The organism is Mycolicibacterium tokaiense (assembly GCF_010725885.1).
Classification (GTDB): Bacteria; Actinomycetota; Actinomycetes; order Mycobacteriales; family Mycobacteriaceae; genus Mycobacterium; species Mycobacterium tokaiense.
This window is the reverse complement of sequence record NZ_AP022600.1, coordinates 4,574,966-4,587,351: the sequence shown is the minus strand read 5'-3', so window position 1 is coordinate 4,587,351 and position 12,386 is coordinate 4,574,966. Positions and strand designations below refer to the sequence as shown.

Sequence of the window (12,386 nt, the reverse complement as noted above, 5' to 3'; positions counted from 1 at the left end):
GCTGTGATTTTCGCCGTAGCGGTGCACGGGACCCGGGGAGACATCGAACCGTGCGCGGCGGCCGCCCTGGAACTGCGTTCCCGCGGCCACGAGGTCCGGCTGGCGGTGCCCCCGAACCTCGTCGGTTTCGTCGAGGAGGTCGGCCTGGGGCCGGCGATCGCCTACGGCGTCGATTCCCAGAAGCAGCTCGAAGCGGAGGTGTTCCGGAAGTTCTGGACGCTGCGCAACCCGGTGACGGTGTGGCACGAGAGCCGCGAATACGCCACGGAAGGCTGGGCGGACATGGGCCGGGCGGCCGAGGCGGTGGCCGACGGCGCAGATCTGCTGCTGACCGGCACCACCTACCAGGAGGTCGCGGGCAATGTGGCCCAGGCGCGCGGCATCCCCCTGGCCGCATTGCACTACTTTCCGCACCGCGCCAACCGCAGCGTGCTGCCGGTCCGGCTGCCCGGCGCCGTGGTGGACTCCGGGTACGCCGCCGGCGAATGGCTGCACTGGCAGGTGATGCGCCAGGCCGAAGACGCGCAGCGCAGCAGCCTGGGCCTGCCGAAGGCGCGGACCCGGGCCATCCGCCGGCTCACCGAAGCGGGCTCTCTGGAGATCCAGGCCTACGACAAGATGCTGTTCCCCGGGCTGGCCGACGAGTGGGCCGGGGTGCGGCCATTCGTCGGCGCCCTGACCCTGCAGCGCGACACCGCCACCGACGGTGACGTGCACAGCTGGATCGACGCCGGGGCGGCCCCGATCTACTTCGGCTTCGGCAGTATGCCGGTGGAATCCCCCGCCAACGCCGTCGCGATGATCGCACAGGTGTGCGCCGAGCTGGGTGAGCGCGCGCTGATCTCGTCAGGGACCTGGGACCTGCGCGGGCTCACCGTGCCCGAGAACGTGTTGCTGGTGGGTGCGGTGAACCACCGGACGGTGTTCCCGCGTTGTCGCGCGGTGGTGCATCACGGCGGGGCGGGAACCACGGCGGCCGGGATGCGCGCCGGGGTGCCGACGCTGGTGCTGTGGGTGGGGGCCGACCAGCCGTTCTTTGCCAATCAGATCAAGCGGCTGAAGGTGGGCACCGCGCAGCGGTTCGCCAAGACCACACCGGAGAACCTGCGCACCGCACTGCGCCGGACCCTGTCGGCGGAGGTGATGACCAACATCCGAGAGCTGTCCCCGCGGCTGACGCCGGCAAATGAGACTGTGCGGATGACGGCGGATCTGCTGGAGGCGCGCGCTCGCGAACCTAGATGATGGTGCCGGTGAGGCCGAACTCGGCCAGTACCTGCGTCACGGTCGCGCGCAGTGCGGCGTGGGTGTTGGCGCCGCCCACCTTGTACCCCACCACGCCGATGCTCACGGTGCCGTTGAGACGACCCGAGGCGACCACCAGATGGCCGCCGACGCGTTCGAGTTCGTGACGGGTGACGCCCTGGTCGACCGGACGCAGGAACAGGTACTCGGCGTCGGTGCCGTCGGGGCGGTTGACCGCGGGATCGAGCGGGCCGACGTTCGAGCACGACACGGGCAGGTCACCGAACATCAGGCCGGCGGTGCGCTGCACCGCTTTCTTCGGCACGAACGGGTTCAGCGGCAACAGCGCGAAGGTCTCGTCGGGGGTGTCCTTGAGCTCCTGGAGACCCTTTTTCATCGCTGCCCGCACCGCGGACAGATCCTCGGCCACCGGCGCCGGGTCCACCACCACGGTGGCCAGCGAGACCGCGTTGCCACGCGTGTCGCCCTCGGTGCGGTCGCTCATCGCCACCAGCAGGCTCACCGTGCCGTCGGGACGGTGACGTCCCATCTGGATGGCGAGCCGGGACACGAAGCCGGCCATCAGTGAGTAACTGTTGCCGCCGAGAGCTTCTGCGCGCGCGTCCCACTCCGCCGCGCTGACAAACGCCGCCGCGGTGGGAACCACGACGTGCGCGTCGGCACCCGTCGGGGTCGGCGACGGCGCGTCCCCGCCCCCGAGATCGCCGCGGCGCTTATAGGCCAGTTTCGCCGCCGCGGCCAGGGTCCGGCCCACCTCCGGCAGGTCCCGGATGGTCTGGGCGGCATCGGAGGCCAGAGCCCGCCGCCGGGTCCGAGCCTGGCGGGCGGGGTAGTCGAAGTCGGTGACCTGGCCGGTGGCCGCCCGGGCGCTGGTGAGCAGCAGCCCGATACCGTCGGCCAGGGTGTGGGACAGCACGGCGCTGACAGCGGTGGAGCCGTCGGTCATCGGCAGCACCCCCACCCGCCAGCCGGGTCCGTGTTCGGGGTCGATGGGCAGTTCCGCCTGTTCGTCCATCCAGGCATTGAGGTCCTCGCGCGGGCGCGGCGAGGAGATCTCGAGTTCGCGGGTGGTCCCGACGTCGGCGACCCAGCGGTGCCGGCCGAACGGCAGCGGTGACCGCTCGATCCGCCGGCCCACCAGCCCGTGGCCGTAATTGCGGTGGAACCGGCGCAGGGCGTCGTAGTCGACGGGGTGCTCGTAGAGCCACACCAGCTGCCCCAGCTGCTGGCGGCCGGTGGCGCGGATCGACAGGAACGACGCCTGGTCGATGTAGTCGAGGCGGTCGTCACGCCGCGTCATTCGAGACTGCCTGTCACGCCGAACTCCTCGAGGGTCTCCGAGACGATCTCCCGTAGCCGGGCCTTGGTGTTCTCGGCGCCGGGACGGTAGCCGACGATGGCCAGGGACTGCTCGGATCCCACCCGGGCCGCGACCACGGTCAGCAACCCGCGGCGTTGTTCGAGCACCCGCAGCGGGACGAACTGGTCCACCCCGCGCAGCACGGTGTGCTCGGCGTCGGTGCCGTCGACCCGACCGATCTCGGCGGGCAACTGCCCCATGTTCGAGCAGAACACCGGGAGGTCGGAGCTGAACCCGAACGCCAGATCCGCGGTCCTGCGCACCGCGCGTTTCGGCAGGAACGGCGTCAGCGGCAGCAGGGCCAGCGTCTCGTCGGGGGTGTCCTTGGCGGTCTTGAGACCCTCCTTCAACGCTGCCCGGGCCCCCGAGAGGTCGGTGGCGGCGTTGGTGGGATCCACCCGGACGTTCGCCAGCACCACGGCATTGGCCCGGGTGTCTTCCAGCGTGCGGTCGTTGATGGGCACCGTCAGGGGCACCGTGCCGTCGACGGTGCTGCGCCGGCCCATCCGCTCCCCCAGCCGCGCAGCGATGCCCGCCACCAACGAGTAGCTGTTGCCGCCGAGCTCGGCGGCGCGGGCGTCCCAGGCGGCACCGTCGACGTAGACCGCCACCGCGGGCACCCGGACGTGCTGATCGCCGGCCGGGCCCAGGCTGTCGGCCTCCTTCGGACCGCCGGACTTGGTGAGCTCACCGCGGCGCTTCACCGCCAGCTTGGCCGCGTTGACCAGGGTGCGACCCACCTCGGGCAGGTCGCGCAGGGTGTCGCGGGCGTCGGCACGCAGCGCCTGACGCCGGGTGCGGGAGCGGGGCGCCGGATAGCCGAGGTCGCGGGTGTTGCCGGTGACGGCCTCGAAGACGGTCAGGCAGGCACCGCCGCCGTCGCCGACACAGTGCGATCCGACCAGGCTCACCGCGGTGGACCCGTCGTCGAAGCGCTGCACACCCATGTGCCAGACCGGGCCCCATTCGGGGTCGACCGGCAGGCAGGCGTGTTCGTCGGCCCACTCCATCAGCTCGTCGCGGGGGCGCACCCCCTCTTCGAAACGGATGTCGGCCTGCGGACCCGGGCAGGCCACCCAGCGGTGCCGGCCGAACGGCAGCGGCGAGGGTTCGATGCGGCGGCCGGCGAGACCGTGCCCGAACTGCTGATGGAACCTCGTGAGGCCCTCGACGTCGACGTCGTGTTCATAGATCCAGAGGCATTGGCAGACCGCGGCCTGGCCGGTGGCGCGCAGCCCGAGGTAGAGCGCCTGATCGATGTGATGGAGGCGGTTGTCCTGCAGCACCGGCGTCAGCCGCCGACGACGCGCGTCAATTCCGGTCGGCCACTGGGGCTGGGGACCTCACGACCTTCGGCCACCCGGACGTAGACCGCCTTCATGGCCGCCACGTAGCGCAGCACCGACTCCCGCGCCACCGGGTTGTTGGGGAAGGTGACCGTCAGCGCCGTCTCGGTGGCCGAACGGTTGACGTACATCCCCACCTGGTAGGCCGCGCGGGCATCGCTGAAGACCTTGCCGTTCATGGCTTCCCACTGCGCGATGACGGCAGGCGACAGCGGCGGCAGACCGGCGTCGAGGTAGGACAGCATCGGCACCCCTGGGCCCGGCGTCCGCAGCCCCAGATCGGTGCCCTCGGCGAGTTCGAATACCCGGTCGTGCGGGACGTCCTTGAGCGGCATCCCCGCGTCGAAGGCCTGCTGACCGGCGCGGGCGGTCTCGGCGAACGACCCCACCGGCACGCTCATCGGCACCAGGCCGGTGAACCACCCGGTGGTCATGAACTCCGACTGACCGTTGCGCGTCGTGGTCGGCGTGATGATGTGGTAGGTGTCGGTGCCGGTCAGCTCGGCCTCGGCGATGGCCGCGCACGCGATCACCCCGCCGCTGTAGCGGGCACCGGCATCCATGCAGGCCGCTTCGAACGCGTGCGACTGCTGGGCGTCGAGCAACTGCACGGTCATCACGTCGCCGGTGTTGGTCAGCGAGAAGTCGCCCAGCGGCAGCGGGAAGACCGGCATGGTGCCGTCGTTGCGCTGGAAGAACTCGACCCAGCCCCGCACCTCCGGGGTGTCCAGCGTCAGCGCGGCGGTGTAGGCCGCCTGGCGGTGGCAGAAGTCGGCGTAGCTGCCGGCCGGCGGCAACTGCAGGGGTGCGGCACCGTCGACCAGGGCGAGGTACATCATGTGGATCTCGACGAGCACCAGACCCATGAACATGGCGTCGGTGTGCACGTGGTCGACGCTGATGTAGAAGGTGAAGTGGTCGTCGCGCTGGATGATCCCGAAGTGGAAGCAGTCCCAGGTCAGCGGATCCGGGGTGGCCAGCACGTGCTCACGCCACTGCGCCGGGGTCATCTCACCGTGATCGGTGGGGACCAGCTTGATGTCCTTGGGGTTGGCCACCGTGTGCCGGATGACCTCGTCACTGCCCTCGGGCAGCTCGAACCAGCTGTGGTAGGTGTCGTGGCGGCGCACATAGGAGTTGATGACGTGGGTCATCGCCCGCAGGTCGCACTGCCCCGGGATGTCCCACGCCGGGATGTTGAGCCGGGCCATGTCGGTACCGGCGGCGACGTGGCTGCGGTAGCCGCGGATGTGCTGGGCCTGCTGGTAGCTGACCGGGACGTCGCTGACGGGCGCCTGCTCCACTTTCTTGAGTGTGGCTGGCGACGGGTGCCAGGACACGACCGTGCCCGGCTCGCCCATCCAGTCATGGATGGCCTTGATTGCAACCATTCACTCTCCCCGAACTCGTCGTGCCGACTGTGCGTGCATGGCTACGGCCCGCCGGTCCGCCGCCCGCAGATCTATCGAATCAACGATCTTGATCATTACTTCGCCGCCGACACTGTATCGGCCGAAACCTGATCTGCGGCCAACTCGTCGTAGAGCCGCTCCGCCAGACCGCGGACCGTGGTGATGTCCGTGGAGCCGATCCGCACCCCGGTCTCGGTCTCGATCTTGGTGCGGACCTCGAGGATCCCCAGCGAATCGAGCCCGTACTCGGCCAGCGGCCGGTCCGGATCCACCGAGCGCCGCAACACCAGGCCGATCTGGTCGGAGATCAGCCTGCGCAGCCGGGCGTGCCACTCCTCGAGCGGCAGTTCGTGCAGCTCGGCCAGGAAGGCGCTGGTGCCCGATGGGTTCTTCCCGATGGAGGCGAAGGACTCGGCGAACTTGCTGGTCTGGGCGAAAGCGGCCAGCCATGGCGTGCCCGCGACCGGCGCGTAGCCGGTGTAGGTGCGGTTGTGGCGCAGCAGCTGGTCGAAGGCGTAGGCGCCATCCTCGGGATCGATGGCCATGGCCCCGCCGTCGGCGCCGCCCTCGGCCATCGCCTGGCCCTTGCCGATCTCGGCCCAGGCTCCCCACGCGATGACGCTGGCGGGCAGACCCTGGGCGTGCCGCCACCGGGTGAAGCTGTCCAGCCAGCTGTTGGCCGCGGCGTAGGCACCCTGGCCGGGCGAGCCGACCATGGCCGCCGCCGAGGAGAACGAGCAGAACCAGTCCAGCTCGGTGCCCTTGACGGCCTCGTGCAGGTTCCACGCCCCCTTGGCCTTGGGGTTCCAGTCGCGCTCGATCAGCTCGTCGGTGATGTTGGCCAACGTGGCGTCCTCGACCACCGCGGCGCCGTGCAGCACACCGCGCAGCGGCTTGCCGGTGGCCGACGCCGCCTCCACCAGGCGGCGGGCGGTGTCCGGGTCGGCGATGTCCCCGCGGGTGACCTCGACCTCGGTGCCGCCGCGGCGGATCCGGTCGATGACCTCCTGGGCTTCGGCGCCGGGCTCCGAACGTCCGTTGAGCACCAGGCGTCCGGCGCCGCCGTCGGCCATCCTCTCGGCCAGGAACAACCCGAGGCCGCCCAGGCCGCCGGTGATGACGTAGGCGCCGTCGGCGCGCAGCACCGTGGCGTTCTCCGGGGGCACCACCGCGCTGCTGGAACCGGCGTGCGGAACATCGAGCACCAGCTTGCCGGTGTGCTCGGCGGCCCCCATCACGCGGATGGCGGTGGCTCCGTCGGCCAGCGGGAAGTGGGTGGTCTCCGGCATCGGCAGGGTGCCGTCGGCGATCTTGTCGAACACCGTCTGCATCAGGCGGCGGGTGTGATCGGGGTTGGTCAGCGTCAGCAGCGCCAGGTCCACGGCGTAGAACGACAGGTTGCGGCGGAACGGGAACAGGCCCATCTTGGTGTCGCCGTAGATGTCGCGCTTGCCGATCTCGACGAAGCGGCCGCCGAAGGTGAGCAGTTCCAGCCCGGCCCGCTGCGCCGCGCCGGGCAGCGAGTTGAGCACGATGTCCACGCCGTAACCGTCGGTGTCGGCGCGGATCTGCTCGGCGAACTCGAGCGTGCGCGAATCGTAGACGTGCTCGATTCCCCACTCGTTCAACAGCTTTCGCTTCTCGGGCGTGCCCGCGGTGGCGAAGATCTGGGCGCCGGCGGCCTTGGCGATGGCCACCGCCGCCTGCCCCACGCCGCCGGTGGCGGAGTGGATGAGCACCTTGTCCGTCGCAGAGATGCGGGCCAGGTCGTGCAGGCCGTACCAGGCGGTGGCGTGCGCGCTGGGCACTGCGGCGGCGCGGCCGGCCGGAACCGAATCCGGCAGCGTGACGGCCAGACTGGCGTCGCAGGTGACGAACGTGGTCCAGGCCCCGTTGAGCGAGATGCCGGCCACCCGGTCCCCCACCCGGTGGTCGGTGACGCCCGGGCCCACCGCGGTGACCTCGCCGGCGAAGTCGGCGCCCAGCTGGGGCAACCGGCCCTCGAAGGACGGGTAGCGGCCGTAGGCCACCAGGACGTCGGCGAAGTTGAGATTCGACGCGGCGACCGAGACCTCGATCTGGCCGGGACCCGGCGGCACCCGGTCGAAGGCGGCCAGCTCGAGAGACTGCAGGTCTCCGGGCACCCGGATCTGCAGGCGAACGCCGTCGGTGGCGTTGTCGACCACGGTGGTGCGCCGCTCCTCGGCCTGCAGCGGCGTCAGGTTCAGCCGGGCAACGTGCAGTTCGTCCTCGCGCCAGGCCGTCTCGTCCTCCTCGGAGCCGGACAGCAGCTGGGTGACGACGGACGCCGGCTCGGTGGCGTCGTCGAGGTCGATCTGGGTGGCCCGCAGCCCGGGCTGCTCCATGGCCAGCACACGCATCAGACCGCGCAGGCCTGCCTGGTCCAGATTGGGGATGTCCTCGGGACTGACCACCTGCGAATTGCGGGTGACGACGAACAACCGTGCCGGCTCGCCCGCGATCTCGGGCAGCTCGCGAGCGATGCGCACCACGGTGCGCACGTAGTCCGCACCTTGGGCGGCCGCCGCAACGGACTCCCCCGCGCTGCCGGCTACCAGCACCACACCGGCGTGGTGTTCGGCCGAGAGGGTGTCCCGCAGCGTCGCCGCGGCCTCCTCGGCCCAGGTGAAGCTGGTGACGGTGGCACCGTTGCCGGTGAGCTCGCCGGCCAGCGCCGCGGTGGTGGCCTCGGCGTCGGCGGTCAGGCCGATCACCAGCCAACGGCCGGCCTCGGCACCTTCGGCGTCGGGCAGTTCCTGGCGGCGCCAGTCGATGGTGAGCAGCCGTTCGTTGAGAACGCGGTGGGCCCGGCCGGTGGCCGACGCGCCGGTGCCCAGGCGCAGGCCACCGACGGTCAGCAGCACCGCGCCGTGCTCGTCGAGCACCTCGATGTCGGCCTCGACGGCCGTGGCGGTGGCGCTGGTGATCGTCACGTAGCAGTAGTGGGCGTTGCGGGTCGAGGCGTGCACCCGCAGCGAGCGCACTCCCAGCGGCAGCATCAGCGTGCCGGTGGTGTCGGAGTGCAGGTCCGGGTGCGCACCGACGGCCTGGAAGCAGGCATCCAGCAGTGCGGGGTGGATGTCGTAGGCGCCTTGCTGCGACCGGATCGAGCCGGGCAGCGACACCTCGGCGAGCACCGTTGCGCTGGAATCGGTCTCGGCGGTGTTGGCCGCCACCAGCCCGGCGAATGCCGGGCCGTACTGGATGCCGCGCTCGGCGTACCAGTCGCGCATGTCGGCGCCTTCGAAGCGCTGCGGATGCGCCGTCACCAGCGTGTCGATGTCGTAGGACTTGGGCTCCCCGGCAGCGGCGGTGCGCAGGGTCGCCGACGCGCGGCGGGTCTGCTCGCCATCGGCATAGGTCTCGATCACCAGGTCCACCACGCCGGGGGTCTTCACCTCGGCCACCACCGACACCGGCGTCTGGTCTTCGAGCAGCAGCATCTGCTCGAAGGTGATGTCGTCGACCTCGGTGTCCTCACCGAGCACGGTGCGCGCCGCGGCCAATGCCATCTCGCAATAGGCCGCGCCGGGCAGTGCGCCCACGTTGTGCACCTGGTGGTCACCCAGCCACGGCTGGGCGGCGGTGCCGATGTCGGCCTGCCAGACGTGGCGCTCCGGCTCTTCGGGCAGCCGGACGTGCGCCCCGAGCAGGGGGTGCACGGCCACGGTGTTGCCGCCCGCCGCCTGCTCGGCAGCGTCGCGGGTGAGGATCAGCGGCACCTTGTTCCAGGTGGGCAGCGGTGCGTCGACCAGCCGGCCGTCGGGGTACTGGGTGGCGAAGTCCACCGCGGCACCGGCGGCGTGCAGGTCGGCCAGGAAGCCGCGCAGGCCGCTGGGCAGCTCCTGCTCGCGACGCAGGCCGGCGATCGCGGCCAGCTGCATGTCCAGCCCGCGCCCGGTCTGCTCCACGGCATAGGTCAGCAGCGGGTGCGGCGAGAGCTCGCCGAACACGCGGAACCCGTCCTCGAGGGCGGCCTGCACCGCGGCGGAGAACCGCACGGTGTGGCGCAGGTTGTCGGCCCAGTAGTAGGCGTCGTAGTCGGCCGGGTCGCGCGGATCGTAGAGCGTGGCCGAGTAATAGGGCACCGACGGCTCCATCGGCTCGAGGTCCTCGAGCACCTCGGTCAGCTCGTCGAGGATCGAGTCGACCTCCGGGGAGTGCGAGGCCACCTCGACGGCCACCTCGCGGGCCAGCACGCCGCGCGACTCCCAGTGCTCGACGAGGTCGCGGACGGAGTCCTTGGCGCCGCCGACCACGGTGGACTGCGGTGAGGAGACCACGGCCAGCACGACGTCGCGCACCCCGCGGGCGGCGAGCTCGGAGAGCACCTGTTTGGCGGGCAACTCCACCGACGCCATGGCGCCGGCACCGGAGATGCTGGCCATCAGCTTGGAGCGGCGGCAGATCACCTTGACGCCGTCTTCGAGCGAGAGGGCGCCGGAGACCACGGCCGCGGCGGCCTCGCCCATGGAGTGGCCGATCACCGCTCCGGGCAGCACGCCGTAGGACTTCATGGTCTCGGCCATCGCCACCTGCATCGCGAAGATGGTGGGCTGGGTGCGGTCCATGCCCGACACCTTCTCGTCGGCCGTCATGGCCTCGGTGACGGAGAAGCCGGACTCGGCCTGGATCAGCGGTTCGAGGGTGGCGATGGTGGCGGCGAAGACGGGCTCGGCGGCCAGCGCGGCGGTGCCCATGCCGGCCCACTGCGAGCCGTGCCCGGAGAACACCCACACCGGCCCGCGGTCGCCGGAGCCGACGGCGGGCTGGTACGGGGTGTCGCCGTCGGCGACCTCGCGCAGCGCCTTGATCAGCTCCTCGTGATCGGCGGCCAGCACCGCGGTGCGCACCGGGCGGTGCGAGCGCCGGCGCGCCAGGGTGTAGGCCAGGTCCTCGAGTTCGAGATCGGTGGCGGGGGCGTTGCCGCGGGCCCGCTCGGCGACCCAGTCGGCCAGCCGGCCGGCGGTGCGGCGCAGTTCGTCGGCGGAGGTGGCCGACAGCGGGAACAGCAGCCCGCCGTTGCGCCGGGCGCCCTCGGCGGACACCACGCGGGGCGCCTCGACCGACGGCGCCTGCTCCAGGACGGCGTGCACGTTGGTGCCCGACAGGCCGTACGCCGACACCGCGGCGCGGCGCGGGTGGGCGTCGCTGTCGGGGAACGGCACGGTGGCCGTGGGGATGAACATGTCGGTGTCGATGGCCGCCATCTCGTCGGGCAGCTTGTTGAAGTGCAGGTTCTGCGGCACCAGACCGTGCTGCAGAGCCAGCAGCGCCTTCATCAGGCCGACGGCGCCGGAGGCGGACTGGCCGTGGCCGAAGTTGGTCTTGGCCGAGCCGAGGGCCACCGGGCCCGCGCCGCCGTAGACGTCGGCGAGACTGGAGTATTCGATGGGGTCGCCCACCGGGGTTCCGGTGCCGTGCGCCTCGATCATGCGAACGCTGGCGGGATCGATGCCGCCGGCGCGCAACGCGGATCGGTAGACCGCGGTCTGGGCCGGCCGCGACGGGGTGGCGATGTTGACGGTGTGACCGTCCTGGTTGCTGGCGGTGCCCCGGATGATGCCGAGGATCCGGTCACCGTCGCGCTGGGCGTCGTCGAGGCGCTTGAGCAGGAACATCACGCTGGCCTCGCCGGAGACGAACCCGTCGGCGTCGACGTCGAAGGCGTGGCACTGACCGGTGGGCGACAGCATGCCCTGCGCGGACCCCGAGGCCATCTTGCGCGGCTCGAGCATGACCGAGACGCCGCCGGCCAGACCGAGGTCGCTCTCGCCGTCGTGCAGGCTGCGGCAGGCCATGTGCACGGCCAGCAGGCTCGACGAGCAGGCCGAGTCCACGGTGTAGGCGGGACCGTGTACCCCGAGGTGGTAGGCGATGCGGCCCGAGGCCAGGCTGAAGTTGTTGCCGGTGAAGCCGTAGGGCCCCTCGACGGCGTGGGCGTCGGCGGCCAGCAGCTGGTAGTCACCGTGGGTCATGCCGACGAAGACACCGGCCAACTGCTCGCTCAGCGTCGCCGGGTCGATGCCGGCGTGTTCGACGGCCTCCCAGGCGGTCTCCATGAGCAGGCGGTGCTGCGGATCGATGGCGGTGGCTTCGCGCTCGCTGATGCCGAAGAAGTCGGCGTCGAAGCCCGCGATGTCCTCGATGAAGGCGCCCCATTTCGACACCGAGCGTCCGGGCACACCTGGCTCGGGGTCGTAGTACTCCTCGGCGTCCCAGCGGTCCAGGGGGACCTTGGTGACGTGATTCTCACCGCGCAGCAGCGCTTCCCAGAACCGCTGCGGCGAATCGATCCCACCCGGCAGCCGGCAGGCCATGCCGATGACCGCCACGGGAGTGACTGATGCCTGAACCACGAATCCGAACCTCTTCCGCGCTTGCTGTGGGACGTTCGATCGGCCGATGGCCGACGTGGTTCACCCCCGCACTCCACATCGGCTGTGTTGCTGGCCGGTCGTTCGTCCCCTTAGGTCTTCCTGAGTTTTCCCTGAGTTTGGTGTGCGAACCGGTACTCTAACGACTGTCACTGACGTCCGTGCAAAATATCGAGCAAAGCCGTGTCGCAGTTTGCAAATTCAAGTTCTGCGGGCGAAACACTACACGAGGCCCCCTCGATTTGCTGAATCAAACAGCAACCTTAACCCACCTGGCCTGTTGAAGGTTATTTACGTTGTCGTTATAAAGTTTGTCTTGACATTTTCGACCAAATCTTTCGCTGACCCGATCTGCAGCTAACTTTGATGAAGACAGCTGGGGCATCCCCGCGGCGTCGATGCGCCCTCATCGGCGAAGACTCCAGACAAGAACAGTCGACTGAAAACTGGCGTTGTCTCAGGGAAAACACCTCCGAGGTGCGTTCCGGCGGCACCCGGTGGCCGCCGTTGTCGCGTGATGAATTTATACGTACGGGGCACAAGTGATTCGCGGTTACGGTATGTCGGCAATCGACAGACCCGTAACGGCCATACCGCGCCTGTG

The 12,386-nt window shown here is 70.4% G+C and carries 5 protein-coding genes; 1 reads left to right on the top strand and 4 read right to left on the bottom strand.

What is annotated here, in order from left to right:
* The first annotated feature begins 3 nt into the window (after positions 1–3).
* Positions 4–1,245 carry a glycosyltransferase gene (locus tag G6N58_RS22360; protein WP_115277243.1) on the top strand — a complete coding sequence of 414 codons (1,242 nt, stop codon included), beginning with the start codon at positions 4–6 and terminating at the stop codon, positions 1,243–1,245.
* Here G6N58_RS22360 and G6N58_RS22355 read toward each other — a convergent pair.
* The 4 genes from G6N58_RS22355 to pks2 all read right to left on the bottom strand — a co-directional run bounded on the left by G6N58_RS22355 (position 1,238) and on the right by pks2 (position 11,764).
* The gene (locus G6N58_RS22355) at positions 1,238–2,566 is read right to left on the bottom strand and encodes a hypothetical protein (RefSeq protein ID WP_115277244.1); all 1,329 of its coding nucleotides are present in this window, start codon (positions 2,564–2,566) and stop codon (positions 1,238–1,240) included. The two genes, G6N58_RS22360 and G6N58_RS22355, sit on opposite strands and share 8 nt — an antisense overlap.
* Entirely contained in the window at positions 2,563–3,912 is a 1,350-nt protein-coding gene (locus G6N58_RS22350; protein ID WP_308213283.1) for a hypothetical protein, read from the bottom strand. The genes G6N58_RS22355 and G6N58_RS22350 overlap by 4 nt, the downstream gene beginning before the upstream one ends.
* Positions 3,913–3,917: 5 nt before the next feature.
* Positions 3,918–5,363, bottom strand: a complete 1,446-nt coding sequence (locus G6N58_RS22345; protein WP_115277245.1) for a condensation domain-containing protein — start codon at positions 5,361–5,363, stop codon at positions 3,918–3,920.
* Positions 5,364–5,458: 95 nt separating this feature from the next.
* Entirely contained in the window at positions 5,459–11,764 is a 6,306-nt protein-coding gene (gene pks2 / locus G6N58_RS22340) for a sulfolipid-1 biosynthesis phthioceranic/hydroxyphthioceranic acid synthase (RefSeq protein WP_115277246.1), read from the bottom strand.
* Positions 11,765–12,386 lie beyond the last annotated feature (622 nt).